General features: G+C 45.7%; 19 protein-coding genes, 2 pseudogenes and 1 riboswitch. Of the genes and pseudogenes, 5 read left to right on the top strand and 16 right to left on the bottom strand.

Annotated elements, in window-relative coordinates:
• Positions 1-95: 95 nt before the first annotated feature.
• Positions 96-338, top strand: a complete 243-nt coding sequence (locus BTO30_RS10645; RefSeq protein WP_075398707.1) for a hypothetical protein — start codon at positions 96-98, stop codon at positions 336-338.
• Between the two features lie 246 nt (positions 339-584).
• On the opposite strand, the gene BTO30_RS17225 is transcribed toward BTO30_RS10645, so the two are convergent.
• From BTO30_RS17225 to BTO30_RS10610, 8 genes and pseudogenes are all read right to left on the bottom strand, one after another.
• Positions 585-746 (bottom strand): hypothetical protein, encoded by a 162-nt coding sequence (locus tag BTO30_RS17225; RefSeq protein WP_158023588.1) that lies wholly within the window; start codon positions 744-746, stop codon positions 585-587.
• Between the two features lie 13 nt (positions 747-759).
• On the bottom strand, positions 760-1,959 hold the full coding sequence (locus BTO30_RS10640; protein WP_075398706.1) for an MFS transporter: 1,200 nt from the start codon (positions 1,957-1,959) through the stop codon (positions 760-762).
• Between the two features lie 141 nt (positions 1,960-2,100).
• Positions 2,101-2,754: an MtnX-like HAD-IB family phosphatase gene (locus BTO30_RS10635; RefSeq protein ID WP_075398705.1), complete on the bottom strand. Its 654-nt coding sequence runs from the start codon at positions 2,752-2,754 to the stop codon at positions 2,101-2,103.
• 108 nt (positions 2,755-2,862) lie between these two features.
• Positions 2,863-4,080 (bottom strand): hypothetical protein, encoded by a 1,218-nt coding sequence (locus tag BTO30_RS10630; RefSeq protein ID WP_075398704.1) that lies wholly within the window; start codon positions 4,078-4,080, stop codon positions 2,863-2,865.
• Positions 4,077-4,805 carry an oxygen-insensitive NADPH nitroreductase gene (nfsA, locus tag BTO30_RS10625; protein ID WP_075398703.1) on the bottom strand — a complete coding sequence of 243 codons (729 nt, stop codon included), beginning with the start codon at positions 4,803-4,805 and terminating at the stop codon, positions 4,077-4,079. Before nfsA ends, BTO30_RS10630 begins: the two co-directional genes overlap by 4 nt.
• A 6-nt stretch (positions 4,806-4,811) precedes the next feature.
• Positions 4,812-5,270 (bottom strand): small multi-drug export protein, encoded by a 459-nt coding sequence (locus tag BTO30_RS10620; RefSeq protein WP_075398702.1) that lies wholly within the window; start codon positions 5,268-5,270, stop codon positions 4,812-4,814.
• A 348-nt stretch (positions 5,271-5,618) separates the two neighbouring features.
• Complete coding sequence (locus BTO30_RS10615; RefSeq protein WP_075398701.1) at positions 5,619-6,140, bottom strand: WYL domain-containing protein; 522 nt, start codon at positions 6,138-6,140, stop codon at positions 5,619-5,621.
• A 47-nt stretch (positions 6,141-6,187) separates the two neighbouring features.
• A pseudogene (locus BTO30_RS10610) lies at positions 6,188-6,498 on the bottom strand (YbjQ family protein).
• Between the two features lie 143 nt (positions 6,499-6,641).
• Here BTO30_RS10610 and BTO30_RS10605 point away from each other — a divergent pair.
• Positions 6,642-7,943: an acetamidase/formamidase family protein gene (locus BTO30_RS10605; protein WP_075398700.1), complete on the top strand. Its 1,302-nt coding sequence runs from the start codon at positions 6,642-6,644 to the stop codon at positions 7,941-7,943.
• Positions 7,944-8,419: 476 nt separating this feature from the next.
• On the top strand, positions 8,420-9,133 hold the full coding sequence (locus BTO30_RS10600; RefSeq protein ID WP_075398699.1) for a 3-ketoacyl-ACP reductase: 714 nt from the start codon (positions 8,420-8,422) through the stop codon (positions 9,131-9,133).
• A gap of 117 nt (positions 9,134-9,250) precedes the next feature.
• On the opposite strand, the gene BTO30_RS10595 is transcribed toward BTO30_RS10600, so the two are convergent.
• Entirely contained in the window at positions 9,251-10,504 is a 1,254-nt protein-coding gene (locus tag BTO30_RS10595; protein WP_075398698.1) for an ATP-binding protein, read from the bottom strand.
• A 164-nt stretch (positions 10,505-10,668) separates the two neighbouring features.
• Positions 10,669-11,529, bottom strand: a pseudogene (gene lhgO, locus BTO30_RS10590) (L-2-hydroxyglutarate oxidase); the annotation flags it as partial.
• A gap of 311 nt (positions 11,530-11,840) precedes the next feature.
• On the opposite strand from lhgO, the gene tlp reads away from it, so the two are divergent.
• Complete coding sequence (gene tlp / locus BTO30_RS10585) at positions 11,841-12,119, top strand: small acid-soluble spore protein Tlp (RefSeq protein WP_075398697.1); 279 nt, start codon at positions 11,841-11,843, stop codon at positions 12,117-12,119.
• Positions 12,120-12,192: 73 nt separating this feature from the next.
• On the opposite strand, the gene BTO30_RS10580 is transcribed toward tlp, so the two are convergent.
• The 3 genes from BTO30_RS10580 to BTO30_RS10570 all read right to left on the bottom strand — a co-directional run bounded on the left by BTO30_RS10580 (position 12,193) and on the right by BTO30_RS10570 (position 14,953).
• On the bottom strand, positions 12,193-13,020 hold the full coding sequence (locus BTO30_RS10580) for a methyltransferase domain-containing protein (protein WP_075398696.1): 828 nt from the start codon (positions 13,018-13,020) through the stop codon (positions 12,193-12,195).
• A 174-nt stretch (positions 13,021-13,194) separates the two neighbouring features.
• A riboswitch (cobalamin riboswitch) is annotated at positions 13,195-13,399 on the bottom strand.
• A 54-nt stretch (positions 13,400-13,453) separates the two neighbouring features.
• Positions 13,454-14,422 (bottom strand): alpha/beta hydrolase family protein, encoded by a 969-nt coding sequence (locus BTO30_RS10575; protein WP_075398695.1) that lies wholly within the window; start codon positions 14,420-14,422, stop codon positions 13,454-13,456.
• Positions 14,423-14,434: 12 nt separating this feature from the next.
• Positions 14,435-14,953, bottom strand: a complete 519-nt coding sequence (locus BTO30_RS10570) for a helix-turn-helix domain-containing protein (RefSeq protein WP_075398694.1) — start codon at positions 14,951-14,953, stop codon at positions 14,435-14,437.
• A gap of 199 nt (positions 14,954-15,152) precedes the next feature.
• On the opposite strand from BTO30_RS10570, the gene gntK reads away from it, so the two are divergent.
• Positions 15,153-16,691, top strand: coding sequence for a gluconokinase (gntK, locus tag BTO30_RS10565; protein WP_075398693.1), 1,539 nt, complete (start codon positions 15,153-15,155; stop codon positions 16,689-16,691).
• A gap of 248 nt (positions 16,692-16,939) precedes the next feature.
• On the opposite strand, the gene bioW is transcribed toward gntK, so the two are convergent.
• Genes bioW through bioD form a run of 3 tightly spaced genes read right to left on the bottom strand, consistent with a single transcriptional unit; the run spans position 16,940 to position 18,890 of the window.
• On the bottom strand, positions 16,940-17,695 hold the full coding sequence (gene bioW, locus BTO30_RS10560; protein WP_083632374.1) for a 6-carboxyhexanoate--CoA ligase: 756 nt from the start codon (positions 17,693-17,695) through the stop codon (positions 16,940-16,942).
• Complete coding sequence (locus BTO30_RS10555) at positions 17,676-18,170, bottom strand: hypothetical protein (RefSeq protein ID WP_075398692.1); 495 nt, start codon at positions 18,168-18,170, stop codon at positions 17,676-17,678. Before BTO30_RS10555 ends, bioW begins: the two co-directional genes overlap by 20 nt.
• Before the next feature lie 27 nt (positions 18,171-18,197).
• A complete protein-coding gene (bioD, locus tag BTO30_RS10550; RefSeq protein ID WP_075398691.1) occupies positions 18,198-18,890 on the bottom strand; it encodes a dethiobiotin synthase in 693 nt (230 codons plus the stop codon).
• Positions 18,891-18,894 lie beyond the last annotated feature (4 nt).

Here is an 18,894-nt window from a genome sequence, read left to right as displayed (position 1 = left end):
ACGCCCGTCTTTTTCCGTATATAGTTAACTGTGGCTCGCTTTATCTGTACAATTTTTCACAAATCCGCTACGATAGAATGAAAGGACGTGATCATTTGACTGCATCGAAATTCCGGGTCCTGTTCCGGACGGTACTCATTATTTTCGCGCTTGTTTATGGGGTTGCGGCTTATCCGGATGGATGGAGCCGGTTCGCCATTTTAGTGGCTGTGATCGCCATTTTCATGACGTTTGAAGATGTGGCGATGAAAAAAGCCTCAAAACAGCAGCGGCTCCTTTTCGTTGCCGTATTCGCCATTACTTTTTTTGCCGCATTTTACTACGCCTTTCTTGCATGAAAAAACCGCCGGATCATCCATCCAGGCGGTTTTTTTGCATTATCGATCTTGACCTAAATAGTTATGCAGATGTTTGAATAAGATGTGCAATCCTCCGCTGGCAACCGCAATCACAATGATAAACGTGATAAACATGAAAAGAAAAAAATTCATGCTCCCTGCGCCCCTTTCGCGTTTCTTGAGGCAAGTATAACCGGCTCCGGTTACATGCGGATGTCAGCCGGATTAAATCACATTACGATTTGATTAAAGCGTGTAATATAGCGCGGTGCCGATCACAAGGAAGAAAATAACTAAAACGGCCGCTCCGAGTACAATATATTTCATTAGGCAGCATCCCTCCGAAATGATTATACCAAAAACGAAAAACAGGGAAGCATGACAGCCGTTCAGCTTCCCTGTTTTCATTCCTTTCTCTCCTCTATTCCAGTTCAACCTGTTTCGTTTCCCGTCCAAGCACCGCGAGAACGACGACGCCGATGACAATACTGGCGCAAAACAAGCCAAAAATAAAGCCGATGGACTGGCCGGATGCGATGAGCGAACCGACTAAAAGCGGACCTAAAATACCGCCGACTCGTCCGACTGATGCCGCCATTCCGGCACCCGTTGCGCGGATAACGGCCGGATATTGCTCAGGGGTGTACGCATACAAAGCCCCCCATGCGCCGAGATTAAAGAACGACAATAAAATACCGGAACCGATCAAAACAGCCGTCGTTTCCGCATTCCCGAATACGAGTGCAGAAGCTGCCGTCCCGAGTAAGTAGGTGATAAGCACAAATTTTCGTCCGGCTCGTTCAATGAGCCATGCCGCCGTAAAATAACCCGGCAGTTGCGCTAATGTCATAATCAGTACATATTCAAAGCTTTGAATCATGTCGAACCCTTTCATGACCATTACACTCGGCAGCCAGAGAAACATGCCGTAATACGAAAAAACGACCGTAAACCAGACGACCCACAATACGAGGGTCGAACGGGAATACTTTTTTGACCAGACATCGCGCATATTTTGCGCGATCGACCTTTTTTCCGCTTTCTTCGGAGAAAAAGCCGGTGAATCCGGCAGCTTCAACCGCAAATAGAGCGCATAAAATGCCGGCAATGCTCCGATGATCAGTGCTGCCTCCCATCCGTAAGAAGGGATGACAAAGTAGGAAATCACTGCTGCTAACAGCCAGCCGAACGCCCAAAAGCTTTCAAGCAGCACTACCACTCTGCCGCGGTCTTTCGCCGGTACACTTTCTGATACAAGTGTGGATGCAACCGGCAGCTCTCCGCCAAGCCCCATTCCGACAAAAAAACGTAAAAATAAAAAGGCCGCTAACGTTGTCGTGAAGGCGGATAATCCGCTTGCAAGTGAAAACATGAGCAATGTAATAATGAAAATATTCTTCCGGCCGACACGATCCGCAAATAAACCGAACACGAGCGCGCCGACTGCCATGCCGATTGAATTGACACTGCCGATCCAGCCCATCTGTTCAGGCGTTAAATCCCATTCTGCTTTCAGTGCCGCGATGATAAACGACAGCATCCCGACATCCATCGCATCGAACATCCAGCCAAGACCGGCCACACCGAGCAGCTTTTTCTGTGAAATTGTCTTTTCTGCCATAACCTTAACTCCTGTCTTTACAGTTGTTTTTACTATATAACTATAGACGGGCTATTCTGAAAAAACAAGTTCTTTTTTTGATCAATCTGACGAAATTTTTTTAAAACCCATTGGAGAAGCCGCATACTCAGCTCTCCCTGATCATTTCGGCAGTCTTCCTTCCGCGGCAAGATCTGCCGCAATATCGTTAAATCGCCTGAATCGTACATAGGATACACTTTTTTCATCTAAAATATCCGGCAATGCCCCTGTCGCATACGTCCGGTCCGCCAATTCGGCCGGATGGGAATCAGGCTCGCTGTCTCCTGCAAAATACACAATGTCATATTCTTCTTTCAGCCGCCTGATCACCGCTGCCTTATCAATGCCGTACCGTTCTGAGTAGCTCCAGTGATTCGGATCGATTTCAAGCTGAATGTTTTGATCGCGGAAGACGCCTTTATTTGAAAAAACCGTTACTTGTTCCAGGCCGAGGTAATTGACAATTGGGCGGATGTAATAGTCCGTACCAGCACTTAAAATGTAAAAGTCTCCTCCCGCCTGCTGAACGCGGCGCACGAAATCTGGTACATCTTCATCAACAGGAATCGATAAAATATCTTCCGTAATCTGCTCTTCTTTCCGGTTAATAGACGCAAAGACTTTTGCCAGAAAATCAATGTCATTCCACTCGCCGTTTTTCCACTTTGTATATAGTTCGCGTCCTTCTGGAAAATAGTTATCAATGACCTGCCAGTAAAAATCCTTTTTCGAAATCGTTCCGTCAAAATCAGATACAAACGCCCATTTTTCCACCTTTATTCCTCCTGTTGGTCTGTATTTGATCATGTACATGAAAAAGCGGCAGCCCGCCGCTAGAAAAATAAGAGGCTCGTCCCCGATGCAAGGGACCGCCTCTTTCGATTAAAAATGAAGAATTTCACCGCTTGCCGCATGAACCGCCGCTTTTGAATCAATTTGCCCGTATAGCCGATACGTTTGTCCATCGTATACATACACCGGCTTCAATTCCAGATGCGGTTTGATTTTCTCAAACGCTTCTTCTTTCAAGAGTACCGGCTTTTCCGCTTGTTCATACTCCGCTGCCTGATCGAGCATCCAGCTGCTGTCGATGTAGCTGATTACTTCATATGAATCTTTATGCAGCAAAAGCTTCCACGTACGCGGAACGACCGAAACATCCTTTATATTGGTCAGCCTCGCTTCGATCAGGCCGCGCGAACGTTTGACATGCGACAACGACCACTCTCCGCTTTCTTTCGGTACATAACTTTGCAGAAATTCAATGCTTGCTTCCCTTATTTTCTTACAGCCTTTTTTGGTGATCGGTTTTGTGTCAGGGTGAGGCGGGAAATCGAAAATCAGGTTTTCGTCGAGTTCATCCGGCGCCATCTGCACAAGCTTCCGCTTCACTTTCTTATTTTTCATTGTCTTCCACGTGAGAAGATCCCGGTCTTCCTGTACAGGTTTGGCCGTTTCATTATCGATCAATTGTTCATCCATCATGTAAACCGGGAGCCATTTTTCCTCTTCTGCTGACGGGTATTCGACAAACACAAGCCGGTCTTTTGCCAGCGGCTCAATCGATTCCATCGTTAATTGAAAGTCAGCTTCTATTGCCTGTTCCGGCACTAAGCCATGGACCGTGAAAAAGATCAGCCTTTTCTCGCCATCGAGTGACACATCAATGAACCCTTCCGGAACAACAGGCGTCCCTTTATAGGCGGTCTTGAAAGAAAATGTATGATCTGATTTGAAATCAATAAACTGATCGCCGTACGTCCAGCCCGTTTCCTGCTCGACCCAGCGAATGACTTCTTCTTTCGAACCGTTTGAAAAAGCGAATCCGTTTTCCGGCGCTTTTCTGCCAACAAAAATAATGCTGTTCAGCCGGCCCGTTTTCACATCGATTTCAATGACCGCCGTGCCTTTCGGATTAGACTCATCCTCTTTGCGGCTTGTATACCCAGGAGGCAGCCATTCGGTCGTAAACCGGTAATCTGTTTCGTTCCATTCATTTTTTTCATAGGACGTCACTGTTTCGAAGCAGGTGTAGCCGGCAAGTCCGAACTTTTCCTGAATCATTTCCGTCCATACTGTCAGTTGATCATGCCTGCTCATGTCTGTAAAAATCCTTTTGATCGAACAAAGTCACGCATATACGCGCGGCGCGGTTCGGATAAATAGTCAGCCATTCCTTCCGTCCAGCCCGCGGCTTTATTGTTGGATGAACGGCTGGCATAATATTGACGCATCGTTTCATCATAGTCGTCCAGAAGCGTTTCGTATTTTGTTTCATCGTATTCATTCGTATGTAAAATAGCTTCCACCGGCAGGCGCGGCTTCACTTCATTTGTCTGCGCCGGCACGCCGAATGTCAACCCGAACAAAGGAATCACATGATCCGGAAGCCCAAGCAGCCGGCTGATCGGCTCCGGATTATTGCGCACGCCGCCAATGTAGCAAATGCCGTATCCTTGTGACTCCGCCGCCACAACAAAATTTTGCGCAAGCAGCGCTGTGTCAATGACCGCCACCATAAAATTCTCTGTAGTGCCCGCTTCAACGGTTTTCCCATGCTTTGCCGCCGCATAATCAAGACGCTTCAAGTCCGCGCAAAAAACAAGCGCGCGGGCAGCTCCTTTTATTTGAACCGGATTTTTCGACAGCTCCGCCAGTTGGTCTCTTTTGTCCGGGTCCGTGACATCGACAATGGAATAGGCCTGCACAAAATGTGACGATGCCGCCGCTTGAGCCGCCGCGATAAGTTCGTGAAGCGTTTCATCTGAAACCGGTTCATCTTTATATTTACGCACAGACACATGTGATTTAAGCAACTTTAACATATGATATCATCCTTCCGTTTTTTGTAAGAAAAAATCAAATCCCAGCATAGTCCCGATGCCGAAAATGAGCGTCCAAAGCCCGATGCTGATGGCGAGCCAGATCGTCGTCCATTGTTTACTCGCACCGAACGACAAGCCGATAAAAGCGGCGATATGCGTACCGATAAAAACCGGTCCAAGCAAAGCCAGCCCGGGCAACCCGTATTTATTCATAATGGTTCTTGCCCGTTCTGTCTGCTTCAGCTGCGTTTTCCCCGTTTTATCAAGCTGCTTCTTTACCCATTCTTCCACCTTTTGATAGCCGACAATAAGCATAAGCACCGTCAGCATATTGCCTGTAAAGCCAAGAAACATCACCCAAAATGGCGACAGACCGCGCACAATACCAACAGGAATGACGAGCGCAATCTCCATCCACGGAATCGCCGCCGCAATAAATACAAGCGCATACTCCATTAACTGCATCAAATTTCCTCCAATATGTACTACTTTTACTTTAAAGCACCGAGACAGTCAGCGCAACCATGAGCATTTGGCTGAAAAGAACGCTTTGTGCCGGCGAATCCGGTCTGTTTAGTCAGTATGCAAAGAGGCTGTCCCATCAGTAAAGGGGAAGGCCGGATTCTGAGCCATTTAGGCTGATTTATGGATAGAAAAGCCGGATTTTGTCTCGTTTAGGCCGAATTAATGGGAATTCGGCCTAAATGATAAGGAAACCGGCTCAAAATCAGAAATACCGGCCCAAAGAGCAAGAAATTCGGCCATAGAAACGAAGAAGAGGCTGTCTCCATGACCTTTTGAGACAGCCCCGTACTATTGTGTATATAAATCGGCCAATCTCCGCGCTTCATCCCGCACCATATCTACCAATTCTCTCGGTGCGACGATTTTCGCTTTCGATCCCCATGTTAAAATCCAGCCGATCAGTCCGGCACTTACTTTTGCTTTCGTCGTCAGCAAAATCCGGTCCTCTTCCGCATGACGGATATCCGCTTCCATCCCAAAACGATCGTATACAGCATTCAAAAGCCCGATGTCAAATTCAATTTTCACCAGCATATCTTCCCCGGAAAACATATTGAATGTCTTGTCGACATACGCTTTTAAATCAATCGATGCCCGGCGGAATTTGTTTTCTGTCACTTCAATGCTGCGCATGCGGTCAATTCGATAATGACGAATCGTATTTTCGGGAACAAACCGACCGATCAAATAGTAAAAATCATTTTGCCAGATGAGCGCATACGGCTCCACCTCATAAAAATCACCGTTACGCCGAAACGCAAACTGCTTGTCGACATTATAATGGCCGTTAGGTATCAACCAGATGGCCAACCCGCACCTCCGAAAATAGAACATGATCTTTCTACATGAATGAACAATTATTTTCGAACTGCGCGAACCGCTGTACCGGTCGCCACACACATTAACATTCCTGTGCCAAGCGTTTCAAAATCGAACGCAACCCCGATGATGGCATCCGCACCGAGCGACTCCGCCTTCTCCTTCAGCTCTTTTACCGCGATTTCACGCGCTTCAGTCAGCTTCTCTTCATACGCCTGACTCCGGCCGCCTACCACGTCTCGGACATTGGCAAATACATTCCGAACAATATGATCGCTTCTGCGCTGATCACGTCCAGATAATGTTCAATTTCATATCCTTGCAATGTAGAAGTTGTCGTCATAATCATAAAAGAGCCCCCTTTTTTATTCAGTATATCAGGAAACCCACCATATCCTGTAAATTCACAAACAATAAGCGTTATATTTCGTCAGAATGAGCACTCTTAAGGTATAATAATTATAAATTTTCAGAAAAAGGAGGATGATCTTTTTGGATGCAAAACAGACAGTGATGGTCAATACCTTTACAAATGGAATTTTAGATCCGGCAGAAGACATGCTTGGACCGGTAAAAGATGGCGGGCATATTCTGGCCAATACAGCGCCGGGCTGCTGGGGACCCATGATTACCCCTTGCCTTCGGGGCGGGCATGAAGTAACAAAACCGGTGTATGTGGAAGGAGCGGAACCGGGTGATGCAATTGCCGTCACCATTCATTCCATTCAGGTCACCTCCATTGCCACTTCTTCCGGCAACGATCTTCCGGTAGACGGCCGTTTTCTCGGTGATCCTTTTATCGCCGTTCACTGTCCGGGCTGTGGCACGATGTATCCAGACACCGTCATTCAAGGAATTGGACCCGAAGCGATTCGATGTGCCAATTGCGGTGAAGATGTAGCGCCTTTTATTTTTACAAATGGCTACACAATGGCCTTCAGCGAAGAAGACCAGATTGGGATCACGCTTCCAAAAGAACAAGCGGAAACCGTCGCAAAAGATGGAAAATCATACATGAATACGCCCGAAAATTCGGTTCAGAATCCGATTGTCACTTTTGCACCGCACGACTTAGTCGGTGTGATTTCCAGAATGCGTCCTTTTTTAGGACAGCTCGGCACGACACCGTCAAAAGCGACACCTGACTCTCATAATGCAGGGGACTTCGGTTCATTTCTCGTCGGCGCTCCTCATGATTACGCAGTGACACAGGAAGAACTCCATGAACATCGCACGGATGGCCATATGGACATCAGCCGTGTCCGCGCGGGAGCCACTCTGATTTGTCCGGTAAAAGTGCCAGGCGGGGGTATTTATCTCGGGGATATGCACGCGATGCAGGGCGATGGTGAAATTGCCGGCCATACAGCTGATGTTGCCGGAATCGTTCATCTTCAAGTCCACGTTTTAAAAGGAGTAACACTTAAAGGGCCTGTCCTTTTGCCAAATGAGGAAGACCTGCCGTATACCGCCCGCCCTCTTTCTGAAAAAGAAAAAGCCGCAGCGAAACGGCTGGCGGAAAAATGGAGCGTCCGTGAGCCGGAAACATCATTGCCTGTTTCTTTTATCGGAACGGGTCCTACTTTAAACGATGCTACAAACAGTGGACTTGAACGTGCGGCCCGATTCTTCCAAGTTTCCGTTCCTGAAATTATGAACCGGGCTACCATTACAGGCTCGATTGAAATCGGCCGCCATCCGGGCGTTGTGACGGTAACATTCCTGGCACCTGAAAGATATTTAAAGAAAACAGGCTTGTATGAACAGGCCGTCAAGCAATATCCAAATGCATGAATAAAAACATACTAAGATCAGCTGTGGATGTCTCAAAAGCTCAATGAGACATCCCTTTTTCATTTTATAGCCGGATTTCTTTCACTTTGGGCCGGTTTCCTTGTAATTTGGGCCGAATCCCCATAAATTCGGCCTTCATGAGGCAGAATCCGGCTGTAATATCGTTAAATCGGCCGAAACGGCTCAGAATCCGGCCTTCCCCCATACTTGCGGGACAGACTCCGCTGTTTTTGACAGCCGAGACATCTCCTTCTTACTTAAATGACCGAAATTTCCGATTTTGGACCTGATATTTTCTTCTTAGGCCGAATTTCCTTTGAATCCCGCCGTCCATTCAACACTTATGTAACATTCCCCTAATTCATTGTTTGATCCTTCAGCCGGTACATCATCTAGTGGTCTGCAAGCAAATGAATAGCGGGAACATACAACTGGTGGTATGCTAGTAAAAGATTTGAATTTGAGGAGGAGAAAATATGCCACAATCTTTAGCAGGAAAAAACGCGATTATTACGGGAGCAAGCCGCGGAATTGGCCGCGCCGTTGCACGTGCACTTGCGTCTGAAGGCGTTAATGTCGGGTTGATTGCCCGTTCCGAGGAAAATTTGAAACAAGCTGCGGAAGAATTAAAAGACGTAAAAGTTGCTTACGCAGCAGCTGATGTTTCAAATAGTGAAGAAGTAAACAAGGCAGTTGATATGTTGAAAAGCGAATTGGGCAGCATTGATATTTTGATCAACAACGCCGGCATTGCTAAATTCGGCGGTTTCCTTGAACTTGATGCAGACGAGTGGAAAAACATCATCGACGTTAATTTAATGGGCGTTTATAACGTCACCCGCGCCGTTTTACCGGGCTTAATTGAACAAAAATCAGGGGATATTATTAACATTTCATCCACAGCCGGCCAAAAAGGAGCACCTGTTACAAGCGCGTACAGCGCATCAAAATTCGCTGTCCTTGGCCTGACAGAATCACTCGCACTTGAAGTGAGAAAGCACAACATCCGCGTCAGCGCGTTAACACCGAGCACCGTTGCGACTGATTTAGCTTATGAAAATAAATTGACGGACGGCAACCCTGAAAAAGTAATGCAGCCGGAAGATCTCGCTGAATTCATTGTAGCTCAGCTTAAATTAAACAGCCGCACTTTCATCAAAACAGCCGGCCTCTGGTCTACAAATCCTTAATGACCGAAAGGGGATGTCTCAAAAGTTCATTGAGCCATCCCCTTTCTCATTTCTATAGCCGGATGTTCAGTGATTCCGGCCTTCCACCGCCCTGATTGGACAGCGCTTTCTTAATGATTATTGGCATGGAAGTTTAATATAAAAACATGTTCCTTTCCCTTCCTCGCTTGTTACATTGATTTCGCCCTTCATGCTCTGAATGATACTAAAGGAAACCATCATTCCCAGCCCTGTTCCCTGCTTTTTGGTTGTGAAATACGGCTCTCCCAGCCGGTTCAGCTGCTCTTGTGTCATGCCGCTTCCTTCATCGCAAATATGAATATGTATACTGTGATGCTGATAACCAAGACTAATATGTAAATGACCGCCATTCGGCATTGATTCAATTCCATTTTTCAATATGTTAATGAAAGACTGCTCCAATTTTTTTCGTTCACCTAAAGCAAAACCTTTTTCTTCATTCGGTAACGATAAATGTACTTGTACGCCGTTCATTTTCGCTAACGGAATGACAACATTCACAACATGCTGAATCTCTTCATATATACTTATCTTTTCTTCTTTTTCAAAGGCCGGTTTGGCAAACATTAAATAATCATTAATGATGTCGGCCGCACGATCCAGTTCGTGTATGGCCGTATTCAAATATCCTTTTCTGACCGCGGGGTCTACCTTCTCATCGCAGGAAAGCTGGATAAACCCTTTGCTGACAGTGAGAGGATTCCGCACTTCGTGAGAAATGCTGGCAGCAAGGTGGCTGACAATCTCTAACTTTTCAGCCTTCATTATTTTTTGCAGCACATCCATGTTATTTCTGATAATTTCCAAGAGAGCCGTCGTAATCAATATACTGATGACATTAATCACTGTATAAGGTATCCAAAAATCTTCATTTATTGGGTAACCAAACATATTCAGAGAAATAAGGGAAATGATGATCGAAAAAACGGTGAGCGATACACTGACCAGTAATTTTGTCTTTAACGTCATTTTTAAATAATGTGAAGACAAAAAAGCGATCAAAACAGCCAGGATCATATGCGTGTAAAGGGATATATAAAACCCGTCTCCACCCATAGGGTAACGAATCACGATAATTAACGCCAATAAAAAAAAGACTAATTTATATCCGCCATATAAAGCGCCTAAAATAAATGGAATTCTGCGAAGATCCCATATGAATTGATCATTCACTGAAACAGGAAACAGCATGCATAACATAATCGATACAATCGGAAATATCGAAAATATCCACTCTTTTACCTTTTTAAAGCGGTATGCGTAGTTTAACTGATATAACATCTGCACGAAGAATAACGGAAGAAGAATAAATAAAAAATTGATAAGTAAATCCTTGGTCAAAAGATCCATGCCTGCACCGAACTTTCAAAAAATGATGTTTTATATCTATACTACCTGATCTATCCTGTTTTTTCTATATTTTCCGGAATCTTTTGTTCCTTACAAAAGCAGATAGCCCCCGGATAAAGAGCGTTTAATCGTCTCCTTTAACCGGGGGCTTTTGAGTAATCAAGTTAATTTAAAACAGCGGTCAGTAAATGCGCCTGATCCGGAATCCGGCTGACGACTTCTTTACCGATTTCAATAGAAGCCGTCGCAGCAGGGGATGGTGCATTGCACACATGAACTGTTTTTTTGCCCATAATAATATGGAAGTCATCCACCATGTTCCCATCATCACGAAGCGCCTGTGCGCGGACGCCGGCTGGAGCTGGAATTAAGTCATCTTCCTGATTTTCCGGAATTAATTCCTGAAGGCTTTTCGTAAACTGGGCTTTACTGAACGAGCGGACATATTCATCAAGCCCTTCCCTCATGAACTTGCTTGCCAGTTTCCAGAAGCCGCCATAGCTGAGTACTTTTGCGAGATCCTTCGCATTAAAATCCGTCTTTTTATAGCCTTCCCGTTTGAAACTTAATACCGCATTCGGCCCCGCATCGACTTCGCCGCCAATCATTCGTGTAAAATGAACACCAAGGAACGGAAATTTTGGATTTGGCACCGGATAGATTAAGTGCTTAACTAAGTATCTCTTTTCAGGCTTCAGGTTGAAATATTCGCCGCGGAACGGTACGATTTTCATATCCGTCTTATAACCGGCCGCAGCCGCAACGCGGTCACTATGAAGCCCCGCACAGTTAATCACCATCCTCGCTTTTAACGTACCCCGGCTTGTTTCAATGATTACTCCGTCTGCCTCTTCATGGATCTTTTCCACTTTCGTTCCCAGCTGGATTTCTCCGCCATTTTCACGGATGATGTCCGCGAATTTTTCACTCACCTGCCGATAATTGACGATTCCAGCCATCGGAACCCGAATCGCGCCAAGCCCGTTTACATGTGGTTCAATTTCTTTCAACTCTTCAGCTCCCATGACTCGTTTTAAACGCTGGACAATCTCATTTGTTACCATGTATGACACCTTCTTTTAAGAGATGCTGCTCAACTTAATAAAAACGCTGTCTTTTTTCTTCGAAATAAAAATCACACTTCTTAATTTGTATTACAAGTATACAATAGGGCGTTTTTTTCATAGGGGGATTTTTCTTATGGAAATGAATTCATGGAATTCTGAGGACGGATGAGGGAAAAATGTTGCACAATAATTGGAAAGATGGAATAAATTCATGTGATGTGGAGATGTTATTCGTTGTACGTCATTATAAAAACAAAGGAGGAATGAGGATGGCACGTAAGACTCCAAAGCCGGATGACCGGTCAGATAATGTGGAAAAACTGCAGGATATGGTGCAAAATACGATTGGAAATATGGAAGCGGCAGAAGAAACGATGGCTTTTGCTGAAGGAAAAGAACGGGCAGCCATTAAAGCGAAAAACGCCCGCCGTGAAGAAAGCATTGCAGGCATGCGCAGTGAAATTCAAGATGAAGCTTCCGCACGCAAAAAAAGGGTATTCTCAGGATTAATACGGAATAGCGATGTTCCGTCGGCGCAATTTACCTGACATAGGGGGATTGCGCCGATTTACCATTACAACCAAGTCGTTTTTTCTTCAAATGATGTTCTTGCCGCGGGCTTCATTTTCTCCAAGGAACCTTGATCCGGGTATCCGATAAATCAATTTGATTTGGGGTCCATGTCATGATGACGCCATGAAACTCGTGTTCATATATGTAGCATCCGTCGTCAAGATGAACATAAGGCTCAAGACTTTCCTTCAGATGTTCCTGAAGTACATGCGGCGATAATAGTTTACTTGCGCTTTTCTCAAGCAGTTCTTCAAAAGAAGCAAATCGATATGTCTTCTTTAAAGGAATCATCCTGCAGTCTGCATAAATACCTAACTCGTATAATAGATTCAGCAAATGAATATAATCTCTGCGCGGCCGTTTTAATTCGTACTGATATTTTTGATGAAGATACAAATAATGCGGCTGTATCGGTCCTGTCGTCATCCCCAAAATAACACGCCTTTTTGCATGTTGATTCATCAGCCGAAGCGCTTGTTTGATTTCGTACATTCGATAAAAACAATTCATTCCGAAAATAACGTCATAGCTCTTCTCACTTGAAAATCCCTCCCATTTCCCATGAATCATCTGGAGGTTTTTCACCTTTTTGTCTTCAGCCGCTGTTTGCAGAAACGTCAAGACTGCATCTGAACTATCGACAACGGTTAATGATTCAGCCTGTTTCGCTAAAGAAAACGTATAATTTCCCGAACCCGGACCGATTTCAAGCACATGGTCTTTTTCATGAATAAAAGGAGCAATCTCTTTCATTATTTCCAGCGCATAAGCATCGGGCTTTGCGTCTCCTTTTCGTTCTATAAAATGCCTCCAAAAAAGTTCTTCACACGCATCATCCGCCCTCCGCTCCGGCATGTTCCCATTCCAGTCTTTCATCCCCTCCTGCCATTGCTCTTCTAAATCGGATCGCTTCTATATATCCGTCTTCACCGTCCCGCCCTCCTGTTCTGGAAACACAAAAAAACCCTTCCCGGAGAAGAAGAGTTTATGTCAACGACAAATAAAATAAAGGGCTTATATGTCATTTCAACACCTCTTCTCCCCGGAGATTTGAAACTGGACATTCTGGCAGGTCTCCTGACTCATGCTTCTTCCTACTTTGACCCTTCCCGCATCATGGCGGCTCTTAAAGAGCGGCTGTGCGATGCAGTGGTTTTGTCATTTCGTCCACATTTACAGTTGCGGGGGCAGTCTTGGTTTTTCACCAAGTTCCCTTTTCAGTCTTATAAAAGACACCAGAATAGCGATTATGTTTTTATAGGATTCTACTTGTCATTATATACAGCCGGATTCACTTATTCCAACTTTTTTATTTTGAGCCGGAAACATCCTTTGTTTTAAAATGGCTGTTCAGCCAGCCGGCCATTTTCTCAAGACCCTCTTCATGGAGCGGCCGCTTCAACACTTCTTTAAAGATTTTTTTCATCTTCAGCATGCTTCTTTCCTCATCCTGAACGCGCAGCCCGTGCTCCATGTTATGAATAATGTGGTATTCACTTTTCCCCTGCACCAATTCATCCAGTTCCTCCAGCACACGACTTTCCACTAACGGATCTTTATCACCGTGAAGTGCAAACACCAGGCAGGTAACCTTTTTTAATGCCGCTCTTGTGTCATAATCGCTGTGCTCGCGAAACCATTTCGCCGGCTGTTTGAAAAAGAACTGGATTTTAATGATGTCCTCATCCGATTTCTTCATTTTTTCTAACAACTTTTCGGTCTTCTTTTCATTTTTCACATCGACTTTTAACGTTCGGTTGATCCATCCTTTGAAGCCGGGCAGTTCAAATAGTTCTTTATACGCAAGCTGGCGCTGATGATGAAGGGCTTGCATTAAATTGTCGACACCGCCGGAGAGAAGCATGCAGCCGGCCGGATTCATCGTTTCCGCCAAAATCGTCGCGATGATCGTCCTTTCACTGTGTCCGCAGACAATAACGTTTTCTTGATCCACATTCGGATGAGCACGTAAAAATTTCATCGCACTTTTTGCGTCTGACGTTAAATCCGAAAGCCCGGCCGCCATCCAGTCTCCGCCTCTTTTTCCGGTGCCCCGCTTATCAAAACGCAATACCGCAAACCCTAAACCGGTCATGAAATGGGCAAGGTCTTTATACAAGTTCGTCTGATACTTTCCTTTCCGGTCATTTCCGTCACGGTCAACCGGACCTGAACCGGGCAAGAGAAGCAAAGCGGGATACGTGACGTCCTCTTCCGGAAACGTCAATGTGCCGAAAATCGGGTCATTGCCTTGAATCATGATTTCTTTTTCAATCATCGTGAATCCCTCCTATTCTGGTATGACAATAGTGGCGATATTTTTCACCTTTCGTTCAGGTGACGGCTCGTTTAACATTGCCTTTTGAATCACCTTTCCGATCTCTCGAATAAGCTCTGAGTATTCCTCATCTGTCACATGCACATTGGCGATCCGGTAGCCGGCACCATCTTTCACAAGATCAGCATCGCCTTTATTCAAGTACTGTTCGTACAGCCCCATAAGCTGCGCGGTAAACGTGAAAAACAATTCCACATGATCTTCTTTTGATAAATTCAAAAATTCTTCCTGCGATTGAATACTCTGCTCTTTTAAGGCAAATACTTTTTCCACGGTTCCCCGAATTTGATTTTCCTGTACAACCTCAATCAAATTTGCTTCTAAAAGGGTGTTAATATGCCGATACAACGTCGCCTGCGGTACATCTTTAATCCATTCTGCTAGCTGCTGCACCGTTAATTTACGTCCATTCGCAAGAGACTGAATAATTTTCATTCGCACCGGGTGTAAAATAAGTTTTGTTTTTTTCAAATGAACCACCTTTCCAGTTTATTATTATCATTTTTGATAATAATATATAAAATGATAATAATCAACCTTTTGCCAAAAAAGCCGTTAAAAAAGGCAGATCTTGATCTTATTCGTTAAAATAGTGAAAAAGGAACACAAGTTATCAACTCAGGATGGAAAAAATGGACGGAGACGTAAGTATACAAAGGGGGCAGATTGCATGAAAAAAAAAGCCTATATGTTAGGCGTCGATCTCGGGACGACGAGTACGAAAGCGGTATTGTTTACAAGAGAAGGCGCGATCATCGCCCACCATACAATTGAATATCCGCTTCTCACACCGACACCATCCACCGCGGAACAAAATCCAAATGAAATTTTTGAGGCGGTGCTTGAAACCATTAAAGAAACAGTCCGGAACATTAATCCGGAAAATTTGCTTTGCATCTCCTTCAGCTCGGCGATGCACAGTGTTATTGCTGTGGATGAATCCGGCACACCGCTCACGAACAGCATTACATGGGCGGACAACCGGAGCACTTTATGGGCAGAAAAAATAAAAAACGAATGGAATGGACATAACATTTATTTACGTACCGGCACGCCTATTCATCCGATGTCTCCATTATGCAAGATACGCTGGATAAAGGAAGAAATGCCGGATGTTTTTATTAAAACAGTGAAATTTATTTCCGTAAAAGAATATATCTTTTACCGGTTATTTCATGAATTTATCATCGACCATTCCATTGCTTCAGCGACAGGGCTGCTTAACTTACAGGAGCTTGACTGGGATAAGGAAGCGCTCAATGCGGCTGGCATTACACCGGATTACTTATCGACGCTCGTGCCGACCACTCATTCTATTCAAGGTCTGCCGCAGGATACAGCTGTCCGGCTTGGTATTCTCGCTTCTACTCCGTTCGTCATCGGCGCCAATGATGGCGTGCTTTCCAATCTCGGTGTCAATGCGATTGAACCGGGCGCTGTGGCCGTTACCATCGGCACAAGCGGCGCAATCCGAACAGTGACTGACAAACCCGTGACCGATCCAAAAGGGCGGACATTCTGCTATGCATTAACTGAAAATCATTGGGTTATCGGAGGGCCGGTCAATAACGGCGGCATGACTTTCCGCTGGGTCCGCGATGTAATCGCTTCGGCGGAAGCAGAAACAGCCAAAAGACTGGGAATCGATCCGTACGAAGTGTTAACGAGAATAGCCGAACGCGTATCACCCGGCGCTGACGGACTATTGTTTCATCCTTATTTAGCCGGTGAACGAGCCCCGTTATGGAATCCGAATGCACGCGGATCCTTTTTCGGATTAACACTGCATCATAAAAAAGAGCACATGATCCGCGCTGTGCTCGAAGGTGTTATGTTTAATTTATACAGCGTATTGCTCGCACTAAAAGAACAAATCGGTGTCCCGAAAAAAGTGCAGGCGACCGGCGGATTTGCCCGCTCTGCCTTATGGCGGCAAATGATGGCCGACATTTTTGACCAGGAAGTTGCGGTGCCAAAAAGCATCGAAAGCTCGTGCCTGGGCGCCGCGATCCTTGGTTTGTATGCCTTAAATGAAATTGATTCATTGAACGTTGTTTCCGAAATGATCGGCGCGGCACACAAACATACACCTATTCAAGAAAACGTTGCAATTTATCGTGAACTGGTGCCGATCTACTTGCGCATTTCCCGAAAACTAGATGAAGAATATAATGCTATTGCTGATTTTCAGCGAAAAACGCTAGGATAAGGCTCAGAATTTCTTATTTCGACGGCTGGATTTTTTGATCTTGGGCCGGTTTTTTTAAATTCAGGCCGGATTCTGAACTCTTTAGGCCGATTTATCAATGGGAAAGCCGGATTTTGCCTCATAAAGGCCGAATTGATGGGAATTCGGCCCAAACGGCAACAAATCCGGCCATAGAAACGAAAAAGACTGTCTCCAGGATCTTTTGCCCCTTTCTTCGCAGAATCGGCCATTTCCCCGCCCTCGTCACCTTATAATAACAAAACGGATTTTTGTTCCAAATAAGCGATAAAGGATTCTAATTCGCTATCATCTGAAACAAAAAAAATCCGGCCGCCGTTCATATCGCCTTTTTCTTTTAAATGAGTGATTCGGACATACCCTTTCTCACGATTCGACACATAGCCGGTCACATATTCCGGATCGTCCGACCAGCAAAGTTCAGCCACAAGAAAAGGAGCATGCGCCACCTTGGTTGCCAGAACGAGCGCTTCCGCTATACGCGGGGAGGCGAGTTCCGGATACATGGCGGACCAGCGGACATACCCTTCCCGGCTCCATCCCATCCGGGTTGCCCTCACGCCGCGCATTCCACGGTGGTCAAGACGCTCTCCGCTCCGGGCATTTAGTACGACAGCTCCGCGTAAATTGGAAGAGCTCTGCAGCAGGTTCATTCCGATTGCAATCGCTTTTTCGGACACACCGAAACGCTGCAAATATTCACCTGCCTGAAGACGGCCTTCTTCCACGCTTTTTACCGCAACTGTGGAAACCGCTAAGGGAGCCAGCCGCAGCAGCTCCTCTTCTGCTACTTTTTCGATCGTCAATTGAATAAAATCAGCGTCGCCGCGGCTGTGCTTCAACGCTTTTTGAATGAGGGTCCTGGCCGTTTCTTCCAACAACGCCTTCGGGACCAGTGTTTCGCCGCCGGAAATGTGAAATCCCCCCTGCTCGTGCGGCCCTCCTTCCGCTGCTCTCATGCGGACACTATACATTTCTTCGCGCAAGCGTAACACCCCGTTCCTTTTTCACTCGGACGAGCATTCGATACAGCGGATAAACGGTTATGGCGGTAAACACCATACCCGGCAGCGCTTGCAAAACAAGCGGCCAGAACGGGACACCGAGCGTGATGGACAACACCCATCTCGCGGCCGCGGTACCGATTGGACCAGCCAGCATCAAAATCGGCAGCGAGGGGCCAAGCAGCGCAACAATTCCGCCCGCCACAATTCTAAAAACCATGGATATTTCAACATTAAACAGGTTATGTACCCCAAGAATCATTAACAGAAGACTTGCCATAACCCCTGCCGTTATATACCGCCAAAACCCAAAGACAGCAGCGATTGCGACCGCCAAAGGAGCAGACAACTGAAACTCAGCGCCTGGAAATCCGGCCGGAATTTTAAAAGAACCGATAATGGCAATCATCGCAGCTAATAATGATACTTCGGTGATTGTATGAACGTTGATTTTCATGTTTAACCATCCTTCTCTTTTCCATCATCATGTGATACGAAGCTGATCCCATTGAACCGTCTTTCTGATGGCCGCTGACACTTTTTCCCGTGAATCAGACTCATCCAGCCACGGGATGACGCCCAAAACCGGAATTCCGCTATACGATTCAATTAATTCAGGATTGGTTTTTTCAGATATCCCGGCCATTTCCTCCCGGTAACCGGATATAATCACTCCCGCAACCTGTATCCCCCTCTTTATCGCATAGTGAATCGTCAACAGCGTATGATTGACAGTACCGAGATTCGGCCTTGCCACGATAATCATGGGAAGCTCAAACATCTTAGCTGCATCCACTACCAGACCATCCTCTACGTAAGGAACGGCAAGACCGCCGGCTCCTTCGACAATCATGCACTTATGCTTCTCTTTTAATCTCACATATCCGTTTTGAAGATCCTCCAGTGTCACCCGTTGTCCGGCTCTTTTCAGTGCCAAAACCGGAGCCAGTGGTTCCTCGATGGCATATGGACAAATAAGCTCCACCGGGTCCTCTACACCGGAAAGCCGTTTAAGTCTTGCTGCATCCCCTTCCGGATGATGGACAAGGTGCCCGCTTTGAACCGGTTTATAAACGCCGCAATCATAGCCCTTTTCCCGTAAAACACCGGCTAATCCTCCGGCGATAATGGTCTTCCCGATGCCGGTATCTGTCCCCGTAATAAAAAAACCTTTCATTCTA

Origin of the sequence: Domibacillus antri, assembly GCF_001936625.1 — a bacterium.
Taxonomy (GTDB): Bacteria; Bacillota; Bacilli; order Bacillales; family Domibacillaceae; genus Domibacillus; species Domibacillus antri.
Note: the sequence above shows the minus strand (reverse complement) of the source record. Positions and strands in the feature narration are given on the sequence as shown.

Bases quoted from the DNA above. Each gene is read 5' to 3' on its own strand.
- BTO30_RS17225 (WP_158023588.1), bottom strand. From the start codon at position 746: ATGAAAACAGGGAAGCTGAACGGCTGTCATGCTTCCCTGTTTTTCGTT.
- BTO30_RS10640 (WP_075398706.1), bottom strand. From the start codon at position 1,959: ATGGCAGAAAAGACAATTTCACAGAAAAAGCTGCTCGGTGTGGCCGGT.
- BTO30_RS10630 (WP_075398704.1), bottom strand. From the start codon at position 4,080: ATGAGCAGGCATGATCAACTGACAGTATGGACGGAAATGATTCAGGAA.
- nfsA (WP_075398703.1), bottom strand. From the start codon at position 4,805: ATGTTAAAGTTGCTTAAATCACATGTGTCTGTGCGTAAATATAAAGAT.
- BTO30_RS10620 (WP_075398702.1), bottom strand. From the start codon at position 5,270: ATGCAGTTAATGGAGTATGCGCTTGTATTTATTGCGGCGGCGATTCCG.
- BTO30_RS10600 (WP_075398699.1), top strand. From the start codon at position 8,420: ATGCCACAATCTTTAGCAGGAAAAAACGCGATTATTACGGGAGCAAGC.
- BTO30_RS10595 (WP_075398698.1), bottom strand. From the start codon at position 10,504: ATGGATCTTTTGACCAAGGATTTACTTATCAATTTTTTATTTATTCTT.
- tlp (WP_075398697.1), top strand. From the start codon at position 11,841: ATGGCACGTAAGACTCCAAAGCCGGATGACCGGTCAGATAATGTGGAA.
- BTO30_RS10580 (WP_075398696.1), bottom strand. From the start codon at position 13,020: ATGAAAGACTGGAATGGGAACATGCCGGAGCGGAGGGCGGATGATGCG.
- BTO30_RS10575 (WP_075398695.1), bottom strand. From the start codon at position 14,422: ATGATTGAAAAAGAAATCATGATTCAAGGCAATGACCCGATTTTCGGC.
- gntK (WP_075398693.1), top strand. From the start codon at position 15,153: ATGAAAAAAAAAGCCTATATGTTAGGCGTCGATCTCGGGACGACGAGT.
- BTO30_RS10555 (WP_075398692.1), bottom strand. From the start codon at position 18,170: ATGAAAATCAACGTTCATACAATCACCGAAGTATCATTATTAGCTGCG.
- bioD (WP_075398691.1), bottom strand. From the start codon at position 18,890: ATGAAAGGTTTTTTTATTACGGGGACAGATACCGGCATCGGGAAGACC.